Consider the following 24,084-nt stretch of genomic DNA (forward strand, 5'->3'; position numbering starts at 1 on the left):
CTTCCGTCACCGTGCGCGGCACACCATTCCTCGACAGGAGGGTATGCCGCGCACGGTCACCTCACGGGGTCGCCGTGGTGCGCGCCACTGCCCCGGGTGCCGCCGCAGGTGCCGGCGCAGGGGCGTCGGCAGGTGCCGCGGGCGACGCCGTGCTCGCGGGCGTCGTCGTCCCGGAGGTCGAAGACGCGCTGGGCGACGCGCTCGGTGACGCGCTCTGGCTCTGCGGCGACGACGGGCTCGGCTCGCTCGACGACGAGGGGGCCGAGGTCCCGCTCGTCGCAGTCCCGCCCGAGGTCGGGGACGGCGCGCTGCCCGACGTCGTCGCGCCGGTCCCGGACGTCGTCGGCGTCGTCGACGACGTGGCAGTCGTCGACGGAGCCGTCGAGGTCGTGGCGGTCGAGCCGGTGGTGGCCGACGGGCTGCTCCCCGGCTCCGGCTCGATCCAGGCAGGGTCCTGCCGCAGGATGGCGAGGATCTGCTGCTCGTACGCGCTCAGGCGGCCCTGGAGCTCGCTCAGCGGGACGTCCTGGATCGTCGCACCGAAGGCCGAGATCTCCGCCCACAGGGCATCGAGCGCCGCCGTGCTCTGGGCGTTGAGCGGACCGGACAGGGTCACCACGAGCTGCGTGGCGAGGGCCTGGGTGACGCACTGGACGCAGTTGTAGTTGACGGCGGCAGCGACGTTCTCGGGCACGATGACCTGTGCGTCGCCGACGATGACCACGACCTGGAACGCCACGGCCACGGCCTGGCACCCCGTGCAGGACGCGAGGGCGTAGGCCTCGTTGGCGTTGGCGACGGTGTCGCCGTCGGCCCAGACGAGGGCGAAGGCGACGTCGTAGAGCGAGGAGCCGTCGGTGGTGTTGACGGCCATGGCCTGGTTGTCGCCCTCCCCCGGCGGCAGCGGCTTGTCGAACGGGAAGACCCAGGTCGGCAGGGCCGAGCCGTCCGGCGCGGTCTGGCCGGCGCGCGGCACCATGACCACGGCGAGCCGGGGCGCGTCCGGGGTCCCCAGGGCCGCACCCTGTGGGAGGATCGCCCGACCCGTCCCATGCCGGCCCTCCTCGATCCGGGTCGGCGCACCGGAACGCACCAGCGTCGCGTTCACCGCGTCACCGACGGTGCCCCGTTCGTAGGCCTGCACCGGCCGGTAGGTCCCCTGCTGGGGCCACCACGCCCAGACCAGCCCGGCCACGACGGCGAGCGCCGCGACCCCGGCGACCCCGCGCCGTACGGGGTGGCCCTCGGTCCGGCGCCACGTGCCCACGGCGACCTGCTTGACGAAGCGGGACACGATGAAGGCGACACCGGCGACGGGCAGCGAGATGGCCACGATCGACAGGACCCGCACGGCCACCGCCAGGAGGTCACCATCGGCGAGCTGGCTCTCCAGGCGGGCCCACTGACGGCCCACCGAGGCCCACGCCGTCCCGGCCACCCGCGGGAAGCTCAGGACCATCATCACCAACGAGAACGCCAGGATCGGGACGACGACGAGCACCCAGGTCGTCACCACGGCCCGGGCCCACGGCTTGAGGACCTTGGCCTCGGGGTCGTTCCAGTGCTTCGGGAGCAACGACACGAGAGTGGGCCTGATCCGGTGGTAGAGGTCCGGGACACCGGTGACGTCGGCCAGCACGTGGTAGCCGTCGAAGCGCACCAGCGGCGCCAGCTGGCGCACCATCTGCAGGACCTGGGTCGCGATGATGAGCAGGATCGCGTCCCAGCCCGTCGCCCACCACACCCCGAACATCGCCACGGCGACGATGGCGTTGAAGTACAGGCCGCCGAGGTCGGTGCGCACCCGTCCGGCACGGCCGAGGCGGTAGCTGTCGGTCACGTCAGTGTAGAACGCCGGCCACACGAGGTACAGGCCGGTGCCCATCGCCCCGGGGGTGGCACCGCCGTACCGCGCGGCCGCGGCGTGACCGAACTCGTGGAACCCGGCGGACACGACCGTGAGCGCGAACACCGCCAGGAGCAACGCCGGCTGGTCGAAGGCCTGGTGCGTCGCGGATGCGAGACCCTTGTGCCACAGGACCCAGCCACAGACCGCGAAGAACGCCGCCATGACCAGGGCGACCACCACGGGCGCGAACAGCAGCGCGAACGGCGCCGTCGCCCTGCGCGTGACGTCGGGGTCGGTGACGACGTAGCGGAATCGCAGTCCCAGCAACGGATTCGCGCGCTTCAGCTCGGGGTCCGAGCCGTCCGCCTTCTTGAGGACCCCGATGGTGCGGAGCTTCGCGTCGCAGAGCGTCGCGACGTCCTCGGCCCGGACCTGTCGCCCTATCGCCGCACCGACCGCCTCGGCGATCTGGGTGGTGGTGCGGCGGCCGTCGACCTGCTCGAGGACGGCATACAGCAGGGGCGTGAGCTGGATCGTCTGGCCGTCGCCACGTCGCACCAGCGCCGGCGCGACGCGGTACCCCGACCCGGGCACCTCGCCCAGGAGCTGCACGCCGTCGGCGAGGACGGGGACGTCGATACCGGTCGGCTGGACGTTCGTGGCGGTCGCTGAGCCTGCCCTCGAACCGGTCGGTTCGGGGGCAGGCTGGCGCCCGGTCGGGGCGCCGGGCCCCTCGAAGGGAGTCACGTCAGCGTGTTCTGGCGCCGACTACTGCGAGACGTCCGAGGACTGGTCCGTCGTCGCGTTCGCGTCGGCGTCGATGTCCTGGGTGATGATGGCGTCCTGCTGGGCGAGCGCCGCGGCGTCGGAGTCGATGGAGCCGACGTTGGCGGCCACGGCCGCGTCGATCGGCGCTGCGACGTTGGCGTTGGCGGCCACGGCCCCTGCGATGGGCGCGGCGAGGTCGAGGTCGGCCGCGAGGTCCACGTCGACGTTGAGGAGGGGTCCGTCGAGGGCACCACCGGCGTCGATCGCGTCGGTCGGCGAGGCACCGTCCACCGGGACGGTGGGCTCGGTCGTCGGCGTCTGGGTGGCCTCGTCCACGGGGGCCGGCGCGGCGTCGGCCTGGTCGATGGTCGAGTCCTGGCTCCCCTCGGCGACGGCTTCACCGGTGATGCCCTGGTCGATGATGACGCCCTGGTCGGCGAGCGCCTGGGCCTCCGAGCCGACGGACAGCACGTTGGCGCCCACGGCCGCATCGATCGGGGCGGCGACGTTGGCGTTCGCCGCGACCGCGAGGTCGATCGGCGCAGCGGCGTCGAGGCCGATGTCGAGGTCCGCATTCAGGTCGAGGAGGCTGATGACCTCCTTGTCGGGCAGTGCGGTGCTGCCTTCGGCAGCGAGCTCCTCCGCGGTCAGCGGCGGCATGGTCGAGTCAGTCATGGTGCACTCCGTGTCTCGGACGAATTCCCCCGGCAAGATGACTCGGCGACACTAGCGGTGCCGCTCGCCAGCCGCACGCCGAATGGCATGGTGACCTGCGGAAATGGCGTCACGCGGCGGTCAGAGGGCGGGCAGTCCGTCCTCGAGGTACGCCGCCGGGCCGGCGTGCGTCGCGAGGAAGGCCAGCAGGCGCTGGTTGTATGGCGCGACGTGCCGGTCGAGTTCCTCCTCCGCCACCCAGTGGACGGCGCGGATCTCCCGGGGCTGGAGCGTCGCGCGGGCGACGAAGTCGTCGTCGACGACCCCGAGGTCGAAGACGAAGACCGTCGCGTCGGACCAGCCGCGCCACGGCGGCAACCAGTTGACCGCGAGCAGCCCGCGGACCTCGACGTCGACACCGAGCTCCTCCCGGACCTCCCTCACCACGCAGTGGGCCGGCGACTCGTGCGGGTCGACGACGCCTCCCGGGAGGTCCCACTCCTGCTTGTAGACCAGCTCGCACAGCAGCACTTGGCCACCGGCGTCGCGGAGCACGCCCTGGGCGATGGCGCGCTTGGTGGGCAGGGCGGAGTTGAGCTGGGCGATGAAGCCCTCCCTGCTCTCCGGCGACGGGTCGTCGTCGAGCACCCCCAGCACCACGACGTCACCGCGGCCCCCAGGGACGTTCTGCGAACGGCTCACGCCCTCCTTGCGCAACCCGGCCCGCATGGCTGCCCGGACCGAGTCGCGGTCGGCGTCCTCGACCCTCGCCTCGACCCGCCGGAGCCCCAGGTCGTCGAACGCCCAGCGGAGCACGAGGCGCAGGGCCCGCTCGACGATGCCGACGCCGCGGTACTCCGGCACGAAGACCCAGATGACCTCGGCATCACCGTCGGCGCCCAGCAGCAGCTCGACCCTGCCGACCCGCTCGTGCTGCCAGTGCACCTCGAAGGCCCGGACGTCGTCCTGGTCGGGTTCCTCCCCGACACCGCGGACGACGAGGTCGTCATCGACCAGGGCGGGCTCGGGGGCCGCTGCGGTGCTCATCGCCCGCACGACCCGGACAGGGCTCCCGGGCGCACGGGGTGGTGTGGTGCGGTCTCTGCCATGTCCGGCACGCTACCTGCCGCGCTGCCTCCCGCTCCCTGTCGGTGGGGGCTGGCACAGTCCTGGCCATGGAACTCGTCCTCGCCCTGCTCGTCGGCCTCGTCCTCGGCGCGGCTGTCGCCGTCGCGGTGTGCCGCCAGCTCGGCGTCGTCCGCGGCGCCGGCGTCACCGCCGAGCGCGACCTGCTGCGCGAGCGCGTCGTGGACCTCGAGGCCGCCCTCTCCGACGACGCCCAGACGGCTGCGGCCCTCGCTCCCCTGCGCGACGCGCTGGGGCGGGTCGAGCAGCAGGTGGGCACCCTCGAGCGCGACCGGACCCACCAGTACGCGGCGCTGGAGCAGACGATGGCCCAGGTGCACGCCTCGACGACGGCGCTGGGCCGTCAGACCCAGAGCCTGGCCGGGTCGCTCAACGCCTCGACCGTGCGTGGCGCCTGGGGCGAGGTGCAGCTGCGACGGGTCCTCGAGCACGCCGGCCTGCTGGCACGGTGCGACTTCGACGAGCAGGTGCACCGGGTGAGCCGTCACGACCGACAGGTCCGCCCCGATGTCGTGGTGCGACTGCCCGGCCAGAAGTTCCTCGTCGTCGACTCCAAGGCACCGATGGTCGCCTTCCTCAAGGCGCAGGCCGACGACCTGCCCGGCGACGAGCGGACCCGGCTGCTGCGCGAGCACGCCTCGCACCTCCAGGGGCACGTCAGGGCCCTCGCCGCCAAGGACTACTGGTCGGCGTTCGAGAGCTCACCGGAGATGGTCGTGTGCTTCGTGCCCAGCGAGGCCATGCTTTCGGCCGCCCTCGCCGCCGACCCCAGCCTGCACGAGGACGCGATGGCCCGCCGCGTCGTGCTGGTGGGCCCCGGCACCCTGATGGCCCTGCTGCGGACGGTGGCCTTCACCTGGCAGCAGGACGCGCTGACGGCCAACGCCCGCGAGCTGATGGCCGTCGGTCGCGAGCTCTACGCGCGCCTGGGCACCCTCGGCAGCCACACCGCGCGGATGGGCGGTGCGCTGCAGCGGTCCGTCGAGGCCTACAACCAGATGGTCGGCGCCCTCGAGTCACGGGTCCTGGTGACCGCACGACGGATGCACGAGCTCGAGGTGGTCGAGGACGAGCTGCCCGTCGCCCGTCCCGTGGAGACCGGACCGCGGGTCCTGACGGCGGTCGAGCTGCTCGAGGCCGCGACGGCGCAGGACGCCAGGCCTCAGCTGGACCTGTCGGCCGAGTCCCTGGGCCGGGCAGCGGCAGGGACCGTGAGCGACGACGCGGCGCCGAGGTGGACGGGCAGGGAGTCGACCGCGTAGACGATCGACTGGTCGCGGAACCTCAGCTGTGCGGGGTGGACGGCCAGGGCCATCTCCGGGAACCGTCGGGCGAGCCGTGGAAAGGCCATGCGCAGCTCGAGGCGCGCCAGCTCGGCACCGACGCAGCGGTGGAAGCCGTGGCCGAAGGCGAGGTGCGGTGAGGGCGGACGGTCGGGACGGAAGGTGTCGAGGTCGGGACCGATGCGGGGGTCCCGGTCGCCGCGGGCCAGCGCGACGATGACCACGTCCCCCTTGCGGACCTTGCGCCCGAAGAGGTCGTGGTCCTCCAGGGCGAACCGGGGGAACGCGATCTGGACCACCGAGAGGTAGCGCAACATCTCCTCCACCACCCGGTCGATCGAGGCGGGGTCGTCACGGACGAGCTCGAAGTACGGGCGGTCGCGCAGCAGGACGAGCGAACCCAGCGCGAGCATGCTGGCCGTGGTCTCGTAGCCCCCCGTGAAGACGCCGTCGGCCAGGCCCGCGATCTCCTCATCGCTGACCTCGTCGCCGGCCTCCGCGATGATCCGGCCGAGCAACCCGTCGCCGGGGTCCTGCCGCTGGCGCCTGGTGGCTTCGAGCAGGAAGCCGCGCGACGCCGAGATCGCCCCGAACGCCCCTGCCCCGCCGGCTGACACGTCGAACCGCGCGTGCGACAGCGCCTGGAAGCGCGCCCGGTCCTCGGCCGGCAGGCCCAGCAGCTCGCAGATCACGAGGAAGGGGATCGGGAAGGCGAAGTCCTCCACGATGTCGACCTCGGGCCCCTTGGCTGCCATCAGGTCGAGCTGGGCGTCGATGATGTGCTCGATCCGGGGCGTCAACCGTTGGATCCGCCGCATGGTGAACTCCGGGGTCAGGAGTCCGCGCAGCCGGGTGTGCTCCGGGGGGTCGGTGAACCCGAGCCCACCGACGGCGCCACCGCTGGCCCCGACGTAGGGCCGCACGTCGTTGCTGTACCTCCCCTGGTCCGCCAGGACCGCCTTGCCCTCGGGGTGGCCCGACACCAGCCAGATGTTCATCCCGAACATGTGGGCGAGCCGGTGCACGGGCTCCCCGGCGCCCGGCCCGAGCCGGGTCGTGGGGTCCAGGCCGTCGCGCCGCAGCGGACGCAGGAGGCGGCGGGGCACCGAGTCCAGCAGCGACAGGTCGACGACGGCGGGTCCGCGGGCCACGAGGCGCCGCAGGATCCGCCTCCTCGTCGCCGACAGGTCGATCATGGTCAGACGGTACCCGCGCGCACCGCCAGATCGGTGAGGTGCGCGCGCACGGCGGCGCGCAGTCTCGTGCGGGGCAGCTGCCGGGGGTACATCGTCCCGTGCACCGCGAGCCCGTCGAGCAGGCCGTGCAACCGGTCGGTCTCCCCCACGACGTCGAGGTCCGCAGCGGCGTCGTGCGCCAGGTGGCGCACGACGCCGTCGCACAGCCCGCGCAGGCTGCGGTGCGCGTCGTCGGCCAGCGCCCGGAGGTGCTCGTGGGTCCGGGCACTGGCGAGCAGGGCCAACCACACCTCCGACTCGGCCTTGCGTTGGGCGTCCAGCGGCAGCACCTCGCCGAGGACCTCGACCAGCGCCTCGAGGTCGGCCTGCTCGCGGTCGAGCGCATCAAGGCGTTGCTGGACCCGCGCCTTCGCCCGCTCGCCGAGCGTCGTCATGGCGAAGGCCATGAGCTCGTCCTGGCTCGAGAAGTAGTGGCGGATTGCCCCGGTCGACCACCCCGCCTCGGCCGAGACGGTGCGCACCGACGCCGCGGCCACGCCGTCACGCAGGACCACCCGCCACAGGGCATCGGCGATCTCGTCACGACGCTGCTCGTGGTCGACGACTTTGGGCATGCCTTGTTCTATCACGACCGTGCTAGATTATTTCGCAACACGTTCGTGCTAAATAGATTGGATGCCGTCATGCTGGTCGGGTTGATCCTCGTCTGCGAGGTGCTCTTCTGGGTGGTCCTGCTGTCCGGGCTGGCTGCTCGCTACCTCTTGCGTCGCGAGCGCCTCAGCCGGGTGCTGCTCGTCTCCGCTCCCCTGGTCGACCTCATCCTGCTCACCGCGACGGCCCTAGACCTGCGCGCCGGCGGCACCGCGACGGTCGCCCACTCCCTCGCCGCCGTCTACATCGGCGTCTCCGTGGGGTTCGGCCATCGCATGGTCGCCTGGGCGGACGAGCGCTTCGCGCACCGGTATGCCGGTGGGCCGGCCCCCACACCGAAGCCGCGGCACGGGCGCGCCCACGCCGCACACGAACGTCGCGCGTGGCTGCACCACCTCACGGCCTGGGCCGTGGGGTGCGGCCTGCTGGCGCTGGCCGTCGTCCTCGTCGGCGACGCCGAGCGAACCGCCGCCCTGTGGGGCACGGCGAGGCTGTGGACGCTCGTCCTCGTCGTGGACGGCGTCATCAGCCTGAGCTACACCGTGCGCCCCCGTCCCGAGGAGGACCGCGTACCTGCGGGCGCGCGGTGACCGCCCCGGTGACTAGTGGAGCGAGCCGGCTTCCTCGAAGGCGCCGTCGTGGCGCATCTTGTCGCTCATTCCTCGCGCCTTGAGGTCGCGGCGGATCTCGTTGGGCAGGGAGAACAACAGGCTCTCCTGCGCGGCGACGACCGGGGTAACGTCGCCGTACCCGCGCTCGGCGAGGTAGGCCAGCACGTCCCGGACCAGGACCTCGGGCACCGAGGCGCCGGAGGTGACCCCCACCGTGGCAACCCCCTCGAGCCAGGCCTCGTCGATCTCGTCGGCGTAGTCGACCAGGTGACCGGCCCGGGAGCCGTGCTCCACGGCCACCTCGACGAGGCGCACGGAGTTGGAGGAGTTGCGCGAGCCGACGACGATCATGAGATCGCAGTCGGGTGCCATCTGCTTGACCGCGAGCTGGCGGTTCTGGGTGGCGTAGCAGATGTCGTCGCTGGGCGGGTCCTGCAGCGACGGGAACCGCTCGCGGAGCCGTCGCACGGTCTCCATCGTCTCGTCGACCGACAGCGTGGTCTGCGAGAGCCACACGACCTTGTCCGGGTCGCGGACGGTGATGTTCTCGACGTCGTCGGGGCCGTCGACGAGGGTGATGTGCTCGGGCGCCTCGCCCGAGGTCCCGACGACCTCCTCGTGGCCCTCGTGGCCGATGAGCAGGATGTCGAAGTCGTCGCTGGCGAAGCGCACGGCCTCGCGGTGCACCTTGGTGACCAGCGGGCAGGTCGCGTCGATCGTCTTGAGGCTCAGCGCCTTGGCCTCCTCGTGCACGACGGGGGCGACTCCGTGGGCGCTGAAGATGACCGTGGCGCCCTCGGGCACCTCGTCGGTCTCCTCGACGAAGATCGCGCCGCGCTTCTCAAGGGTCGTGACGACGTGCTTGTTGTGGACGATCTCCTTGCGGACGTAGACGGGCGGTCCGTAGAGCTCGAGCGCCTTCTCCACCGTGACGACGGCGCGGTCGACGCCCGCGCAGTACCCGCGGGGCGCGGCCAGGAGCACGCGCTTGGTGGGCTGTCCGGTGGTGTCAGTCATGGCTCCATCGTAGGTTGCCGCTCCCTACCACCCCAATCCGCCCGCAGCGCCCCCTGGCGGGCCGGGAGCGGACGTCGCGCCACCCCGATCTGCCAGGGCCACTGATCAAAAGGCCTGCGGCCCGAAGCGCTGCCAGGCGACGAACGCCGCCACCAGCAGCACGGGAAGGTTGATCGCGAGCGCCTGCGCCTCGCCACGGCGCACATGGACCACCGCCGCGAGGGCCATGGTGAGGGCCAGTCCGGCTGCCGCGAGCGGCGTCAGCACCACCGCGATGCCGGTGACCGCGGGCAGCACCAGCCCGATCGCACCGAGGAGCTCGACCGCACCGATGAACTTCACGGTGCCGGCCGAGAAGTCCTCGACCCACGGAAGCTTCTCGTGGAGCTTGTCCTTCGGCTGGCTCAGCTTGGTCACGCCGGCCATGGCGAAGAAGAGGGCCAGCACGACCTGGAGGATCCAGAGCAGGGTGTTCATGGTGCACGCGTCCTTCGGGTCCATCAAGTGGAGGCCATCCTCCACTCTGTCATCGAGGGCAACAGCACAAGTGGAGAACCTATTCCGGTTAGTCTGGCGAGATGACCTCCCCACCCCTGCGCGCCGACGCCGAGGCCAACCGCGCCCGCCTCGTCAAGGCCGCCCAGGAGGTCTTCTCGGAGCAGGGCGTGTCCGCCCCCCTCACCGAGGTCGCCGCACGCGCCGGGGTCGGGATCGCGACGTTGTACCGGCGATTCCCCGACCGTTCGGACCTCGTCGCCGAGGCGTTCCAGGACGTGGAGACCCGGTACGCCGCCAGCGCAGACGCAGCCCTCGCCGAGCCCGACCCCTGGCTGGCGTTCGCCGGGCTGGTCGAACGGATGGCCGCGCTCCAGGCGGAGAACCGGGGCTTCGCACACCTCGTCCAGTCGTTCCCGTCGACCGGGTCGGCCGACCGGCGTGGGCGCAGCTCGCGCCGCGAGGCGGGCTACCGCAAGGTCGTCCAGGTCATCGACCGCGCCGTGGGCGCCCGGGTGCTGCGGGAGGACTTCAGCCCCGAGGACCTCCCGGTGCTGACCTTCGCGGTTGCCGGGATCATCGAGACCACCCGGGACGACCTGCCCGAGGCCTGGCGACGCCACGTCCAGTTGTTCCTCGACGCCTGCCGCCCCGACGCGGCCAGCCCGCTGCCCCCTGCACCTGAGCCCATGGCGCTCCAGCGCGCGATGCTCAGGGCCGCGAGGCGACGCCAGACCCGCGGTCAGAGCGGGTAGGACCCGAACCGCGCCCAGGCGACGACCAGCGCCAGCACGGCCAGCACCGCGTTGCCGGCCACCATCGGCCACTCCTTGAGCCGCAGGTGCGTGGCGATGGCCCCGATCATGACCAGCACCAGCCCGGCAGCAGCCAGCGGGGTGAGCCAGGTGAGCACGTCCAACCAGCCGGGCAGGACCAGACCGAGCGCCCCGGCCACCTCGGCCGCGCCGATCCCGCGGATCGCCTCCTGGGAGAACCCGTCCACCCACCGCATCTGCTCGCGCAGCTTCTCCCTCGGCTGGACCAGCTTCAGGACCCCGGTGAGGAGGAAGACGAGGGCCAGCAGCACCTGGAGGACCCACACGAACGTGTTCATGTCCCGATCCTGCTCCCACCGACGACTCGGCGTGCGCCGACACGCGAGGCCGTCCCCCCGGTCTCCTAGAGTGAGCGGGTGACCGGCCCCGAGCAGCGCCCACCCCTGCCCGAGCGGGCCGGCGACACGACGGCCGAGGCCCCGTGGCCGGTGCGGCTGCTCAGCATGAAGATCGCGGAGTACGTCGAGAAGATGTCCGTGCTCTGGGTCGAGGGACAGGTCGTCCAGCTGACGCGACGTCCCGGGCAGCGCACGGCCTACCTCACCCTGCGCGACCCCGACGTCGACATGTCCCTCTCGGTGGCGATCTCCACCAACGCCCTGGACGCCATGCCGGTCCCGGTCACCCAGGGAGCACGGGTGGTCCTCCAGGCGAAGCCGGTCTTCTGGACCCAGCGCGGTTCGCTCATGCTCGACGCCCGCCAGATCCGTCCGGTCGGGGTGGGCGAGCTGCTGGCGAGGGTCGAGCACCTCAAGCGCACGCTGGCCTCCGAGGGCCTGTTCGACCCCGGCCGCAAGAAGCCGTTGCCGTTCCTGCCGCGGACCGTCGGCCTGGTCTGCGGGCGCGCGAGCGCGGCCGAGAAGGATGTCGTCGAGAACGCGCGGCGCCGCTGGCCCACGGTGCGGTTCGAGATCCGCGAGGTCGCCGTCCAGGGACCCCAGGCCGTGCAGGAGGTGATGGCCGCCCTCACCGAGCTCGACGGCGTGGACGGGGTCGACGTCATCGTCATCGCCCGGGGCGGGGGGTCGGTCGAGGACCTGCTCCCCTTCAGCAACGAGGCCCTGCTGCGCGCCGTGGCGACGGCCCGCACGCCGGTCGTGTCGGCCATCGGGCACGACGTCGACACCCCGCTGCTCGACCACGTCGCCGACTGGCGCGCCTCCACCCCGACCGACGCGGGCAAACGCGTGGTGCCGGACGCGCACGAGGAGCGCCGCGGCATACGACAGTCGCGTGAACGGGCCCGTCGGGCCCTGGCCGGGCACGTCGCGAGCGAGCGCCGCCACCTCGTCGCCCTGCGCTCGCGTCCCGTGGTGGCCAACCCCACCGCCATGATCGACGCCCGTCGGGCCGAGCTCGACGCCCTCACCGACCGTTCGCGACGACGCGTCCTCGCCTCGGTGCACCGGGCCGGCGACCAGGTCGGCCACCTCCGTGCGCAGGTCCGCACCCTCTCGCCGTTGTCCACCCTCGAGCGCGGGTATGCCGTGGTGCAGCACCGCGACGGCGGCGTGGTCATGGACCAGGACGACGTCGCCCCCGACGAGCTGCTGCGGGTGCGCGTCGCCCGCGGCGACTTCGCCACCCGCGTGGTGGGCCTGCCGACCGACCCGTCGTCCGAAGCCGGTTAGGCTCCCCCACCATGGCCAAGGGAGCAGAGCAGACCTCGTCCACCGACCAGTTCCCCGACGTCGCGGAGCTGTCCTACGAGGCGGCGCGCGACGAGCTCATCTCGATCGTCGCGCAGCTCGAGGGAGGTCAGGTGGGCCTCGAGGAGAGCATGCGGCTGTGGAAGCGCGGCGAGGCGCTGGCAGCCCACTGCAGCACCTGGCTCGACGGTGCCGAGGCGGCGCTCACCGAGGACGCCGACGGCAGCTGAGGCCGACCTCCCCCACAGGAGCCGCCGGCCTCCCGGCGGTCAGCCGGCCGGGACCCTCTCCAGGGTGCCGGCGAACGCCGCGAGCTCGTCGATCGTCGCCGTCCCGGTGACGATCGTGGTCAGCTCGTCACCGGCACCGGCCTTGTGGACGAGGCTGTTCTGCACCTTGCCGCTGCGCACGTAGGTGTTCCACGTCCGGCCGCCGGCCTCCACCGAACCCGTCATGGCGGCGCGGTTGGTCTGCGCCTCGATCCACTTCGCCGTGGCGTCCTTGGTCTGCTCGAGGGCGACGTAGTTGCCCGTCGGCGACTGGTATCCGGCGTGCCAGGTCTTGAGCCCGTCGGTGGAGGCGACGTAGCGGACGCTCGTCGCCTTCCAGCCGTCCGGGAGGTTGGCGGGGCGCTCGATGGGCCAGCCGCTCTCGCGCGCGATCTCGACCGACGCCCCCGTGACGTCCACCGGAGGCTGCGACACGTTGCTGACCCGGGGCACCACGGCCACCAGGGCCGCGACCAGGACACCGATCACCAGCAGCGAACGGACCATGTTGGCCGCGGTGCCGTTGGCGTACGAACTGCGGGGTGCCGGGGTGCTCACACCCCCATGGTCCCTGACCCGGACCGGTGGGCGCCAACCGCCCCCGCCACCGATAGTCTCGGGGCACTCACCCGCCGCCGCGTGAAGGATCTGATGCATGTCCGAGCAGCACCTCCCGTCGTCCCTCCGCGTGGGTGTCGAGGCGCCTGACCGCAACCTCGCCCTCGAGCTCGTCCGCGTCACCGAGGCTGCTGCCATGGCAGGTGGCCGGTGGGTGGGCCGTGGCGACAAGAACGGCGCCGACGGTGCCGCGGTCGAGGCCATGCGGACCCTCATCTCGACGGTGTCGATGAAGGGGGTCGTCGTCATCGGCGAGGGCGAGAAGGACGACGCTCCCATGCTCTACAACGGCGAGGAGGTCGGTGACGGCAACGGTCCCGAGTGCGACGTCGCCGTCGACCCCATCGACGGCACCACCCTGACGGCCAAGGGCCAGTCGAACGCCGTGGCCGTGCTGGCCGTGGCCGACCGCGGCAGCATGTACGACCCGTCGGCGGTCTTCTACATGGACAAGCTCGTCACCGGTCCCGAGGCGGCCGACGCCGTCGACATCCGCCTGCCGGTCGCCGAGAACATCCGACGCGTCGCCAAGGCCAAGCGCGAGACGGTGGAGGACGTCACCGTCGTCATGCTCGACCGCCCCCGCCACGACAAGCTCGCCGCCGAGGTGCGCGAGGCCGGGGCCCGGCTGCGGCTCATCTCCGACGGCGACGTCGCCGGCGCGATCATGGCGGCTCGCGACGACACCGGCATCGACCTCCTGCTCGGTGTGGGCGGCACCCCCGAGGGGATCATCGCCGCCTGCGCCATCAAGTGCATGGGCGGCGTGATCCAGGGCCGGCTCGCCCCCAAGGACGACGAGGAGCGCCAGCGCGCGATCGACGCCGGCCACGACCTCGACCGGGTGTTGTCGACCAACGACCTGGTCCGCGGCGAGAACTGCTTCTTCGTGGCGACGGGCATCACCGACGGCGAGCTGCTGCGCGGTGTCCGGTACCGCGCGGGCGGGGTGACCACGCACTCGCTGGTCATGCGCAGCAAGTCGGGCACGATCCGCCTCATCGAGAGCCACCACCAGCTGGCCAAGCTCAGAGCGTACAGCTCGATCGACTTCGACCACGCGACCCCCCACCTCCAGGACGCGCGATGACCCAGCGGCTGCTCGTCGTCGGCGAGGCCCTCGTCGACATCGTGACCGACGCCAGCGGCGAGTCCGCCGAGCACATCGGCGGCAGCCCGGCGAACGTCGCGGTGGGTCTGGCCCGGCTCGACCACACGGTCGACTTCGCGACCTGGCTCGGCGACGACGAGCGCGGGGACCGCATCGCCGGCCACCTCAAGCGCCACGGCGTCCACGTGCTCCCCGAGAGCCTCGGGGCCGAGCGCACCTCGGTGGCCGCGGCCACCCTCGACCAGGGCGGCGCAGCGACCTACGACTTCGACCTGCACTGGGAGCTCCCCGAGGTGGCCCTCGCCCCGGGCACCACCCACGTCCACACGGGCTCGATCGCCACCGTGCTCCTCCCCGGCGCCCAGAGCGTGACCGGCGCCCTCCGCGCGGTGCGGGAGGTGGGGACCGTCTCCTACGACCCCAACATCCGCCCCAGCATCATGGGCGACCTCGACGCCGTGCGGGAGCGGGTGGAGGAGCTCGTGGCCCTGTCCGACGTGGTCAAGGCGAGCGAGGACGACCTGGACCTGCTGTACCCCGACCAGTCGCCCGAGCAGGTCATGGCCCGGTGGGTCGGGCTCGGGGCGGCGATGACCCTGGTCACCCTCGGCGGCGACGGCGTGGTGTATCGGGTCGCCTCCGGAGACGAGAGCGTCACCGAGCCGGCGCGTGCCGAGCGGGTCGTCGACACCGTCGGAGCCGGCGACTCGTTCATGGCCGGGCTCGTCTCCGGGCTCGTCGTCGCAGGGCTCCTCGGCGACCCCGGTGCTCGCGAGCGCCTGCGGGGCGCGACACTGGAGGACGTGAGGCCCGCCGTCGACCGCGGGCTCGCCACGAGCGGGGTCACCGTCGGCCGGGCCGGGGCCTATGCCCCCAGCCTCGACGAGCTGTAGACCAGAACCACGGGTCAGGGCTGTGGACCCCGAGCCGTCGTCACGAGCTGTTGTCGCTGCGGCGACCTGAGGACAGGAGCACCATGCCGGAGAACGTCCCCGAGACCGTCCCCGAGACCGTCCCCGACACCGAGTTCCCCTACGAGGACCTCTTGCCGATCGGTCCGGACCAGACCGAGTACCGCCTCCTCACCACCGAGGGCGTCGAGACCGTCGAGGGCCCCGATGGCCGGACCTTCCTCCAGGTCGCGCCCGAGGCGCTGCGCCTGCTCACCGACACCGCGATGCACGACATCGCCCACTACCTGCGCCCGGCCCACCTGACCCAGCTGCGGCGCATCCTCGACGACCCGGACGCGAGCAACAACGACAAGTTCGTGGCACTCGACCTGCTGAAGAACGCCAACATCGCCGCCGGTGGCGTCCTGCCGATGTGCCAGGACACCGGCACGGCGATCGTCATGGGCAAGCGCGGCCAGCACGTGCTCACCGAGGGCACCGACGAGCGAGCCATCGCCCGTGGCGTCAGCGACGCCTACACCCGCCTCAACCTGCGGTACTCGCAGATGGCCCCCCTCACCACGTGGGAGGAGAAGAACACCGGCTCCAACCTCCCCGCCCAGATCGAGCTCTACGCCGACACCGCCGAGGGCCACGAGAACTCCTACAAGTTCCTCTTCATGGCCAAGGGCGGCGGCAGCGCCAACAAGTCCTTCCTCTACCAGGAGACCAAGGCGATCCTGAACCCCGAGCGCATGCTCGCGTTCCTCGACGAGAAGCTGCGCTCCCTCGGCACGGCGGCCTGCCCGCCCTACCACCTGGCCATCGTCATCGGTGGCACCAGCGCCGAGTTCGCCCTGAAGACGGCGAAGTACGCGAGCGCGAAGTACCTCGACGAGCTCCCCCGCGAGGGCGCGATGACCGCACGCGGGTTCCGCGACACCGAGCTCGAGGAGCAGGTGTTGGAGCTGACCCGCAACTTCGGCATCGGCGCACAGTTCGGCGGCAAGTACTTCTGCCACGACGTCCGCGTGGTCCGCCTCCCCCGCCACGGCGCCTCCCTGCCCGTCGCCATCGCCGTCTCCTGCTCGGCCGACCGGCAGGCCCTCGGCAAGATCACGCCGGAGGGCGTCTTCATCGAGGTCCTCGAGAAGGACCCGGCACGCTTCCTGCCGGAGACGACCGACGAGCACCTCGAGGGCGAGGACGACGTCGTCCGCATCGACCTCAACCGGCCGATGGACGACATCCGCGCCGAGCTGACGAAATACCCTGTCAAGACTCGCCTTTCGCTCAGCGGACCGCTCGTCGTGGCCCGCGACATCGCCCACGCCAAGATCAAGGAGCGCCTCGACGCCGGCGACGGGATGCCGCAGTACCTCAAGGACCACGCGGTCTACTACGCCGGTCCGGCCAAGACGCCCGAGGGCTACGCCAGCGGCTCCTTCGGCCCGACCACGGCCGGGCGGATGGACTCGTACGTCGACCAGTTCCAGGCTGCCGGCGGCTCCATGGTCATGCTCGCCAAGGGCAACCGGTCCAAGCAGGTGACCGATGCCTGCGACACCCACGGCGGCTTCTACCTCGGCTCGATCGGCGGCCCGGCGGCCCGACTCGCGCAGGACTGCATCAAGTCGGTCGAGGTCCTGGAGTACGCCGAGCTCGGCATGGAGGCGGTCTGGAAGATCGAGGTCGAGGACTTCCCCGCCTTCATCGTCGTCGACGACAAGGGCAACGACTTCTTCGCGTCCACCACCAAGCCGATGGCCATGTCCATCCCGAAGAGAGCAGGGCTGCTGTGAGCGAATCGTCAACGACTGCACAGGGTTTCGACGACCTGGTCGAAGCCAACAAGCGGTACGCCGAGACCGAGTTCTCCACCGGGGGGTTCGACGGCATCGCCCATGCGGGCGTGGCCATCGTGACCTGCATGGACTCACGCATCGACCCGTTGCGGCTCGTCGGCCTCAAGCCCGGCGACGCGAAGATCTTCCGCAACCCCGGTGGTCGGGTCACCTCGAACGCGCTCGAGGCGCTGGTGCTCGGGGTGCACCTGCTCGGCGTCAAGCGGATCCTCATCGTGCCGCACACGCGGTGCGCCATGGCTGCCAACACCGAGCAGGAGCTGCGCGCCAGGATCGGCGAGTCCGCCGGTCAGGACGCGTCGTGGCAGGCCTTCCACGTGGTCACCGACCAGCGGGCCGCGCTCGGTGCCGACGTGGCCGCCGTGCGCAGCCACCCGCTGGTCCCCGACAGCGTCGCGGTCGGGGGCTTCCTCTACGACGTCGACAGCGGTTTGCTCGACCAGCTGTTCTAGGGGACAACGCACGAGAGGCGGGGTACGGCGCGTGGTGAGCACGCGCCATACCCCGCCTCTGCGTGGGGTGGAGAGGGTCAGACGCCCTTGGCCGTGATGGTGACGTCGATGTTGCCGCGGGTGGCCTTGGAGTAGGGGCAGAACTCGTGGGCGAGCTCGGCGAGGCGCTGGGCCGTCGCGTCGTCGACACCGGGGATCTCGGAGTTCAGCGTGACCGCGAGGCCGAAGCCCGAGTCGGTCTTGCCGAAGTTCACGTCGGCCGTGGTGGTCGAGGCGCTGGCGTCGACCCCTTCCTTGCCGGCCACGGCAGCGAGGGCGCCGTTGAAGCAGGAGGCGTAGCCGGACGCGAAGAGCGTCTCCGGGTTGGCCTTCGGGTTGGACTTGCTGCCGGGCTTGCCCAGGGGCAGGTCTACGACGCCGTCCTCACTCTTCACGCGTCCCTCGCGTCCACCCTGGGCGGAGGCGGCGATGGTGTAGAGGGTCTCGTTGACTGCTTCGAAAGGCATTGATCGTCCTGTCTGTCGGTGATCGGGTACGTCTGCGGCAACTCGTCCCGCACCGCCACCATTCCCGGGGGTCCACGACACGAGACGTGGTGACGGTCACGCCTGCTCGCTCTCGGACGGCGCGCGTGGGGGCGGCTCGATAGGTTGCGGTGCATGACCTCCCCGCCGCGACACGTCGTCGTGATCGGCGGCGGGATCCTGGGACTCGCGGTGGCCGAGCGGTTGTGCCGGACCCAGCCCGGCACCCAGCCCGGCACCCAGCCCAGGACCCAGGTCACCGTGGTCGAGAAGGACGACGGCTGGGCCCGGCACCAGACCGGGCACAACAGCGGCGTGATCCACTCGGGCCTGTACTACCCGCCCGGGTCGGCCAAGGCCAGGATGTGCCGGGCCGGGGCGGCCGCCATGGTCACGCTGGCGCGTGAGGAGGGGATCTCCCACGAGGTCTGCGGCAAGCTCGTCGTGGCGACCCGGGAGGACGAGCTGCCCGGGTTGCGCCGCCTGCTGGACCGGGGTCGGGCCAACGGTCTCGGGGTGCGCGAGCTGGACGCGGCCGGCGCCCGCGAGCACGAGCCCCACGTCGCTGCCCTGGCGGCCCTGCACGTGCCCGAGACGGGGATCATCGACTACTCCGCGGTGTGCGCGGTGCTGGTGCGACGGCTCGAGGACTCCGGCGCGACCCTGCGCCTCGGCACGGAGGTGCTCGGGGCCCACGACACCGACGGTGGTCGCACCGTGCTGCGGACCACCCGTGGCGACCTCACGGCCGACCTCGTGGTGTCCTGCGCGGGGCTGCACGCCGATGTCGTGGCCCGCCTGCTCGGACACCAGCCGTCGGCGCAGATCGTGCCCTTCCGCGGCGAGTACTACGAGCTGACCCCGCAGGCCGCACCGCTCGTCCGAGGGCTCGTCTACCCCGTGCCCGACCCCGACTTCCCCTTCCTCGGGGTGCACCTCACCCGCGGGGTCGACGGGCACGTGCACGCAGGGCCCAATGCCGTGCTCGCGTTCGCGCGAGAGGGCTACAACTGGCGCACGGCCTCGTGGGCCGACCTGCGCTCCACCCTGGGCTTCCCCGGGTTCTGGCGGCTCGCCGCCCGCCACTACCGGGCGGGGGCCCGGGAGGTGGCTCGTTCGGCGTCCCGACACCTGTTCGGCGACAGCCTCCGCAGGCTCGTCCCGGACCTGCGGGACACCGACCTCGTGCCGGCACCGGCCGGGGTACGCGCCCAGGCCCTGCGTCCCGACGGCACGCTCGTCGACGACTTCCTCGTCGAGCGCGCCGGTCGGGTCGTCCACGTCCTCAACGCCCCGTCACCGGCGGCGACCAGCGCCCTGGAGATCGCCCGCCACATCGTCGACGACCTCCTCGGGCTGGGTGGTCTCAGAGGGCCAGGCGCTCCCTGACCACGTCGACGAGGCGACCGGCGACTGCCTGGGCCTCGTCCTCGTCGCCCGCCTCCACCATGACGCGGACCACCGGCTCGGTGCCGGACTTGCGCAGCAGCACGCGACCGGAGCCGGCAAGCGCCGCCTCCTCCTTGGCCACGGCCTCCTGGAGCTCGACGTCGCTCTCGACCCGGGACTTGTCGACGCCCTTGACGTTGATGAGCACCTGGGGCAGGCGGCGCATCACGGTGGCGAGCTCGGACAGCGGTCGCCCGGTGGCCTTCACCCTCGCCGCGAGCATCAGACCGGTCAGCACACCGTCGCCGGTGGTGCCGTGGTCGAGGAAGATGACGTGGCCGCTCTGCTCCCCGCCGAGCGACAGCTCCGAGGCCCGCATCTCCTCGAGCACGTAGCGGTCGCCGACCCCCGTCTGGCGCACCGTGACGCCTTCGCGCTCCATGGCCTGGATCAGCCCGAGGTTGCTCATGACCGTGGCGACCAGGGTGTCCTGGGCGAGGGTGCCGCGCTCCTTCATGTCGACCGCGAGGATCGCCATGATCTGGTCGCCGTCGACCTCGGTGCCGTCGGCGTCGACCGCGAGGCAGCGGTCGGCGTCACCGTCGTGGGCGATGCCCAGGTCGGCACCCTTGGCCTTGACGGCAGCCTTGAGGTGGTCGAGGTGGGTCGAGCCGTAGCCGTCGTTGATGTTGAGGCCGTCGGGCTCGGTACCGATCTCGTGCACCGTCGCACCCGCGAGGCGGAACACCTCGGGGGACACCGAGCTCGCCGCGCCGTGGGCACCGTCGATGACGACGGTCACGCCGTCGAGCCGGTTGGGCAGGACAGCCAGCAGGTGGGAGATGTAGCGCGTGTGCCCGTCGGGCATCGTCACGACCCGGCCCACGTCGGCGCCGGTCGGGCGCTCCCACTCCTGGTCGAGGCGAGCAGCGATCTCGTCCTCCACCGCGTCGTCGAGCTTGTGCCCACCCGTGGCGAAGAACTTGATGCCGTTGTCGGGCATGGCGTTGTGGGACGCGGACAGCATCACGCCGAAGTCGGCATGGGTGTCGGCGGTGAGGAAGGCGATCGCCGGCGTCGGGAGCACGTGCGCGTGGTAGACGTCGACCCCGGCCGAGGCGAGGCCGGCGATCACGGCGGCGGACAGGAACTCGCCGGAGGCGCGCGGGTCGCGGCCCACGACGGCCTTGGGACGGCGTCCGTTCCTGCGCGCCTCGTCCCCCAGGACGTGGGCGGCGGCGATGCTCAGCCGCAGGGCGAGCTCGGCGGTGATGTCGACGTTGGCGAGGCCGCGGACGCCGTCGGTCCCGAACAGTCGTGCGGGAGTGGCCATGGGTGGTGAACCTTTCGGTGGTCGGGCGCCCCCGCGGCACATGGTCGGACCGTCGCCGCGACGGGCACCCGTGAACACGGGCATCCCGAGGAACCTACTCCCCCGGACGCCGCGATGGCGGCACCCGACCTGCGGGTGCCGCCATCGCGGTGGTGAAACGGTGAGCGCCGGTATGGCGCCCAGCCGGATCAGCGCTGTGGAGCCAAGCGGGTGAGCCTGGCGCCAGCCATGATCCTTCAGCGCGGTGGAGCCAAGCGGGTGAGCCTGGCGCCAGCCATGATCCTTCAGCGCGGTGGAGCCAAGCGGCTGAGCCTGGCGCCAGCCAGGATCAGCGCTTGGAGTACTGAGGCGCCTTGCGGGCCTTCTTGAGACCAGCCTTCTTGCGCTCCGGGACGCGGGCGTCGCGGGTGAGGAAGCCGGCCTTCTTGAGTGCGGGACGGTTCAGCTCCTCGTCCACGCCGTTCAGCGAGCGGGCGACGCCGAGGCGGACCGCGCCGGCCTGGCCGGAGGGGCCACCACCGTGGACGCGCACGAGCACGTCGTAGGCACCGTCGAGCTCGAGCAGCGTGAGCGGCTCGTTGACGATCTGCTGGTGGACCTTGTTCGGGAAGTACTGCTCGAGCGTGCGCCCGTTGATCTTCCACTCGCCCGTGCCGGGGACGATGCGCACGCGGGCGATGGCCTGCTTGCGACGACCCGTTGCGGCGCCCGGAGCCGACGCGCTGGGGCGACGGACGGCCTCGCCGGAGACGGGGCCCTCGGACTCGGAGGTGTACTCGGTGAGCTCGACCTCGTCGGTCGAGTCGATGTTCTCGGTGGTGTCAGCCACGTGATGTCCTCAATTCGCTTTCTTGCACAGGTCCTTGCGGACTTACTGCGCGACCTGTGAGATCTCGAAGGGCTTGGGCTGCTGGGCCTGGTGCGGGTGCTCGGCACCGGCGTAGACCTTGAGGTGGGTCAGCTGCTCGCGCCCGAGGGTGGTGTGGGGAAGCATGCCGCGGACGGCCTTCTCCACAGCCTTCTCGGGGCTCTTGGCGAGGAGCTCGGTGTAGGAGGTGCTCCGCAGACCGCCCGGGAAACCGGAGTGGCGGTACGCCTTCTTCTGCTCGAGCTTGGCGCCGGTGAGGGCGACCTTGTCGGCGTTGATGATGATGACGAAGTCACCACCGTCGACGTGCGGCGCGAAGGTGGTCTTGTGCTTGCCGCGCAGGAGGATCGCGGTCTGGGACGCCAGGCGACCCAGGACGACGTCCGTGGCGTCGATGACGTGCCAGGTCCGAGTGACCTCGGCCGGCTTCGGGGTAAAAGTGCGCAATGTACTGGCCCTTTGCTTGCTGGGAAGGATCCGCATGCCGTGGGCGCCCGAGGCGCTGGTGTGTCGCCTTGCGAGGGCGCACGGCACAACAGTGCTCAAGTTTACGGGCGGGCGGGTCTGCACCCAAATCGCCGCGGCACCCCGGGCAAAGGTGCCCTGACCTGCGGAAACGCCTCAACGATGCGGTCATGCACAGATCTTGTGCAAACAGAGTGTGCAAAGATATTGTGCACACATGACCTCTCCCAGCACCCCAGATCCGTCCGACTTCGTGGGGCTGCGCCTCGACGCGTCCTCGCTCAAGGTGCTCGCCCACCCGTTGCGGTCGCGGTTGCTGTCGACCCTGCGGGTCGGTGGACCCGCGACGGCGACGGCACTGGCCACGACCTTGGGCACCAACTCCGGGGCCACCTCCTACCACCTGCGCAAGCTCGAGTCCGTCGGGCTGGTCACCGACACGGGAGATGGCGAGGGGAAGCGCCGCCTCTGGCGGGCTTCGACGGACTACCACTCCTTCGACGCCAGCGACTTCGCCGGTGACGAGGACGCCGAGACGGCCCTCAACTGGCTGGTCCGCGACTACAGCCGCCACCTCGGCGAGCAGTTCGAGCGCTGGCTCGACGTCGAGGAGGCCTGGCCGGTCGAGTGGCGCGACGCCGCCGGCATGAACGACTCCTTCATCGTCGCCACCGCGGCGCAGGTCGAGGAGCTCAAGGCCGAGATGGGCGACCTGCTGGCACGGTACCGACGGGTCGGGCAGGGCAACCCCACCGCGAGGCGGCTGGCCGTCTACACCCTCCTCTACCCCCTCGACCTCGACCGGGTCCCCCGGGGAACGGACCCGTCGTGACCGCCTCCCCCGTCTCGGCCTCCCCCGTCACGGCGCTGCGGGCCCGTCGCGTCCTGCTGCTGCTGACGTTCACCCGGTGGTTCCCGGTCGGCCTGACCATCGGCGTGACCACCCTGCTCGTCCTCGAGCGCGGCATGAGCCTGGCCCAGCTCGGTGTCATCTTCGCCATGCAGGGCTTCGTCGTCCTCGGGCTGGAGCTCCCCACCGGGGGTTTCGCTGACGCCCTGGGTCGCCGCCCGGTCCTCGTGGCGTCGGCGGTCGTCGCCCTCGTGTCCGCACTGGTGTTCATCACCTCCCACACCTTCACCGGCTTCGTCGTGGCGCTGCTCCTGCAAGGCGTCTTCCGGGCGCTCGACTCCGGACCGCTCGAGGCCTGGTACGTCGACACCGCCCACGCCGACGACCCCACGACGAAGGTCGAGGACGGGTTGTCCCGGGCGGGGATGGTGCTCGGCCTCGCGATCGCCTCCGGGGCGCTGGTCTCCGGCGGGCTCATCGCCTGGCACCCGGTGCGCGCGCTGACCGCGCTGGAGTTTCCCTACTGGTGCGCGATCGGCTTCTTCGTCGTCCACCTCGTCGCCGTGTGCGTGCTGGTGCGCGAGCCCCTGAGCCACGTGGACTCCACCGGCCTGCGCCGTGCCCTGCGCTCGGCCCGGGAGGCACCGCAGGTCGTCACCGACGGCCTGCGCCTGCTGGGGCGCTCGCGCGTGCTGCTCTGCCTGGTCCTCGTCGAGGTCTTCTGGTCCGTCGGGATGATCGCCTTCGAGACCTTCATGCCGGTCCGGCTGGCAGAGCTCGCCGGCGGGGAGACGCGTGCCGGCGCTCTCATGGGGCCCGTGTCGGCGGCCGCCTGGGGCCTGTTCGCGCTCGGTTCCGCCGCCGCCGGGCTCGCCAGCCGTCGCCTCGGCGTCGCGTGGACCGCGGTCCTGGCCCGCATCCTCAACGGCGCCTTCATCGTCGTCATGGGCCTCATGCTCGGGCCCGTCGGCCTCATCACGGCCTTCCTCGTGACCTACACGCTGCACGGCTCCGGCGGGCCGGTGCACAGCACGCTGCTCCACCGCCAGGCGCACTCCCGCAACCGGACCACCGTGCTGTCGATGAACTCCATGGTCGCCGGCGGTTCGTTCAGCATCGGGATGCTGGTCCTCGGCCCGGTCGCCGAGCACACCAGCACGGCCACGGCGATCGTCGTGGCCGGCGGGTTCAGCATCCTCGGGGCGGCGCTCTACCTGCCCGCCATCCGCCAGGAGCGCACCGACGGTCCGGTGGCCACCGAGCCCACCCCGGCCTGAGCGCCCAGACTGGAG

Annotated in this window: 25 protein-coding genes; 12 read left to right on the top strand and 13 right to left on the bottom strand. The window is 71.7% G+C overall.

From position 1 onward, the window contains the following. Positions 1–61: 61 nt before the first annotated feature. The 3 genes from ABD286_RS06470 to ABD286_RS06480 all read right to left on the bottom strand — a co-directional run bounded on the left by ABD286_RS06470 (position 62) and on the right by ABD286_RS06480 (position 4,318). On the bottom strand, positions 62–2,596 hold the full coding sequence (locus ABD286_RS06470; RefSeq protein ID WP_344191393.1) for a zinc metalloprotease: 2,535 nt from the start codon (positions 2,594–2,596) through the stop codon (positions 62–64). Between the two features lie 21 nt (positions 2,597–2,617). Then, the gene (locus ABD286_RS06475; protein WP_344191395.1) at positions 2,618–3,292 is read right to left on the bottom strand and encodes a peptidoglycan-binding protein; all 675 of its coding nucleotides are present in this window, start codon (positions 3,290–3,292) and stop codon (positions 2,618–2,620) included. Between the two features lie 120 nt (positions 3,293–3,412). Next, positions 3,413–4,318: an NUDIX hydrolase gene (locus ABD286_RS06480; RefSeq protein ID WP_344191397.1), complete on the bottom strand. Its 906-nt coding sequence runs from the start codon at positions 4,316–4,318 to the stop codon at positions 3,413–3,415. Between the two features lie 128 nt (positions 4,319–4,446). Here ABD286_RS06480 and ABD286_RS06485 point away from each other — a divergent pair, with 128 nt between their 5' ends. Continuing rightward, complete coding sequence (locus tag ABD286_RS06485; protein ID WP_344191399.1) at positions 4,447–5,679, top strand: DNA recombination protein RmuC; 1,233 nt, start codon at positions 4,447–4,449, stop codon at positions 5,677–5,679. Here the strand turns inward: ABD286_RS06485 and ABD286_RS06490 are convergent. Both ABD286_RS06490 and ABD286_RS06495 read right to left on the bottom strand, forming a co-directional pair. After that, complete coding sequence (locus ABD286_RS06490; RefSeq protein ID WP_344191401.1) at positions 5,580–6,896, bottom strand: cytochrome P450; 1,317 nt, start codon at positions 6,894–6,896, stop codon at positions 5,580–5,582. The genes ABD286_RS06485 and ABD286_RS06490 overlap by 100 nt on opposite strands. Positions 6,897–6,898: 2 nt before the next feature. After that, positions 6,899–7,510 (bottom strand): TetR/AcrR family transcriptional regulator, encoded by a 612-nt coding sequence (locus tag ABD286_RS06495; protein WP_344191403.1) that lies wholly within the window; start codon positions 7,508–7,510, stop codon positions 6,899–6,901. A gap of 3 nt (positions 7,511–7,513) precedes the next feature. On the opposite strand from ABD286_RS06495, the gene ABD286_RS06500 reads away from it, so the two are divergent. Further along, entirely contained in the window at positions 7,514–8,137 is a 624-nt protein-coding gene (locus tag ABD286_RS06500) for a hypothetical protein (protein WP_344191405.1), read from the top strand. A gap of 12 nt (positions 8,138–8,149) precedes the next feature. Here ABD286_RS06500 and ABD286_RS06505 read toward each other — a convergent pair whose 3' ends face one another. Together ABD286_RS06505 and ABD286_RS06510 are read right to left on the bottom strand one after the other, a co-directional pair. Further along, positions 8,150–9,175 carry a 4-hydroxy-3-methylbut-2-enyl diphosphate reductase gene (locus ABD286_RS06505; protein ID WP_344191406.1) on the bottom strand — a complete coding sequence of 342 codons (1,026 nt, stop codon included), beginning with the start codon at positions 9,173–9,175 and terminating at the stop codon, positions 8,150–8,152. Between the two features lie 105 nt (positions 9,176–9,280). Then, on the bottom strand, positions 9,281–9,676 hold the full coding sequence (locus ABD286_RS06510; RefSeq protein WP_344191408.1) for a DoxX family protein: 396 nt from the start codon (positions 9,674–9,676) through the stop codon (positions 9,281–9,283). Between the two features lie 77 nt (positions 9,677–9,753). Here ABD286_RS06510 and ABD286_RS06515 point away from each other — a divergent pair, with 77 nt between their 5' ends. Further along, entirely contained in the window at positions 9,754–10,425 is a 672-nt protein-coding gene (locus ABD286_RS06515) for a TetR/AcrR family transcriptional regulator (RefSeq protein ID WP_344191410.1), read from the top strand. Here the strand turns inward: ABD286_RS06515 and ABD286_RS06520 are convergent. Beyond that, on the bottom strand, positions 10,413–10,784 hold the full coding sequence (locus ABD286_RS06520; RefSeq protein ID WP_344191412.1) for a DoxX family protein: 372 nt from the start codon (positions 10,782–10,784) through the stop codon (positions 10,413–10,415). The genes ABD286_RS06515 and ABD286_RS06520 overlap by 13 nt on opposite strands. A 78-nt stretch (positions 10,785–10,862) precedes the next feature. On the opposite strand from ABD286_RS06520, the gene xseA reads away from it, so the two are divergent. Next, positions 10,863–12,137, top strand: coding sequence for an exodeoxyribonuclease VII large subunit (gene xseA / locus ABD286_RS06525; RefSeq protein WP_344191414.1), 1,275 nt, complete (start codon positions 10,863–10,865; stop codon positions 12,135–12,137). Positions 12,138–12,148: 11 nt separating this feature from the next. Further along, positions 12,149–12,385: an exodeoxyribonuclease VII small subunit gene (locus ABD286_RS06530; RefSeq protein ID WP_344191416.1), complete on the top strand. Its 237-nt coding sequence runs from the start codon at positions 12,149–12,151 to the stop codon at positions 12,383–12,385. 39 nt (positions 12,386–12,424) lie between these two features. Here ABD286_RS06530 and ABD286_RS06535 read toward each other — a convergent pair whose 3' ends face one another. Further along, on the bottom strand, positions 12,425–12,982 hold the full coding sequence (locus ABD286_RS06535; protein ID WP_344191418.1) for a DUF4245 domain-containing protein: 558 nt from the start codon (positions 12,980–12,982) through the stop codon (positions 12,425–12,427). 97 nt (positions 12,983–13,079) lie between these two features. Between ABD286_RS06535 and glpX the strand changes: the two genes are divergently transcribed. From glpX to ABD286_RS06555, 4 genes are all read left to right on the top strand, one after another. Beyond that, positions 13,080–14,132, top strand: a complete 1,053-nt coding sequence (gene glpX / locus ABD286_RS06540; RefSeq protein WP_344191420.1) for a class II fructose-bisphosphatase — start codon at positions 13,080–13,082, stop codon at positions 14,130–14,132. Continuing rightward, the gene (locus tag ABD286_RS06545; protein WP_344191422.1) at positions 14,129–15,046 is read left to right on the top strand and encodes a carbohydrate kinase family protein; all 918 of its coding nucleotides are present in this window, start codon (positions 14,129–14,131) and stop codon (positions 15,044–15,046) included. Before glpX ends, ABD286_RS06545 begins: the two co-directional genes overlap by 4 nt. 83 nt (positions 15,047–15,129) lie before the next feature. Then, complete coding sequence (locus tag ABD286_RS06550; protein WP_344191424.1) at positions 15,130–16,848, top strand: fumarate hydratase; 1,719 nt, start codon at positions 15,130–15,132, stop codon at positions 16,846–16,848. Beyond that, a complete protein-coding gene (locus ABD286_RS06555; protein ID WP_344191426.1) occupies positions 16,845–17,363 on the top strand; it encodes a beta-class carbonic anhydrase in 519 nt (172 codons plus the stop codon). Before ABD286_RS06550 ends, ABD286_RS06555 begins: the two co-directional genes overlap by 4 nt. Positions 17,364–17,440: 77 nt before the next feature. On the opposite strand, the gene ABD286_RS06560 is transcribed toward ABD286_RS06555, so the two are convergent. Further along, complete coding sequence (locus tag ABD286_RS06560; protein WP_344191428.1) at positions 17,441–17,869, bottom strand: Ohr family peroxiredoxin; 429 nt, start codon at positions 17,867–17,869, stop codon at positions 17,441–17,443. A gap of 153 nt (positions 17,870–18,022) precedes the next feature. Here ABD286_RS06560 and lhgO point away from each other — a divergent pair, with 153 nt between their 5' ends. Beyond that, positions 18,023–19,276 (top strand): L-2-hydroxyglutarate oxidase, encoded by a 1,254-nt coding sequence (lhgO, locus tag ABD286_RS06565; RefSeq protein WP_344191430.1) that lies wholly within the window; start codon positions 18,023–18,025, stop codon positions 19,274–19,276. On the opposite strand, the gene glmM is transcribed toward lhgO, so the two are convergent. The 3 genes from glmM to rplM form a co-directional block, all read right to left on the bottom strand. Continuing rightward, positions 19,254–20,609: a phosphoglucosamine mutase gene (glmM, locus tag ABD286_RS06570; protein ID WP_344191432.1), complete on the bottom strand. Its 1,356-nt coding sequence runs from the start codon at positions 20,607–20,609 to the stop codon at positions 19,254–19,256. The genes lhgO and glmM overlap by 23 nt on opposite strands. A gap of 328 nt (positions 20,610–20,937) precedes the next feature. Further along, entirely contained in the window at positions 20,938–21,438 is a 501-nt protein-coding gene (gene rpsI, locus ABD286_RS06575) for a 30S ribosomal protein S9 (RefSeq protein WP_056883327.1), read from the bottom strand. Between the two features lie 42 nt (positions 21,439–21,480). Then, positions 21,481–21,924: a 50S ribosomal protein L13 gene (rplM, locus tag ABD286_RS06580; RefSeq protein WP_344191434.1), complete on the bottom strand. Its 444-nt coding sequence runs from the start codon at positions 21,922–21,924 to the stop codon at positions 21,481–21,483. Between the two features lie 235 nt (positions 21,925–22,159). On the opposite strand from rplM, the gene ABD286_RS06585 reads away from it, so the two are divergent. Together ABD286_RS06585 and ABD286_RS06590 are read left to right on the top strand one after the other, a co-directional pair. Further along, on the top strand, positions 22,160–22,774 hold the full coding sequence (locus ABD286_RS06585) for a helix-turn-helix domain-containing protein (RefSeq protein WP_344191436.1): 615 nt from the start codon (positions 22,160–22,162) through the stop codon (positions 22,772–22,774). Next, entirely contained in the window at positions 22,771–24,069 is a 1,299-nt protein-coding gene (locus ABD286_RS06590) for an MFS transporter (protein WP_344191438.1), read from the top strand. The genes ABD286_RS06585 and ABD286_RS06590 overlap by 4 nt, the downstream gene beginning before the upstream one ends. The last annotated feature ends 15 nt before the right edge of the window (positions 24,070–24,084 follow it).

This window comes from Pedococcus aerophilus, from assembly GCF_039532215.1.
GTDB classification, from domain to species: Bacteria; Actinomycetota; Actinomycetes; order Actinomycetales; family Dermatophilaceae; genus Pedococcus; species Pedococcus aerophilus.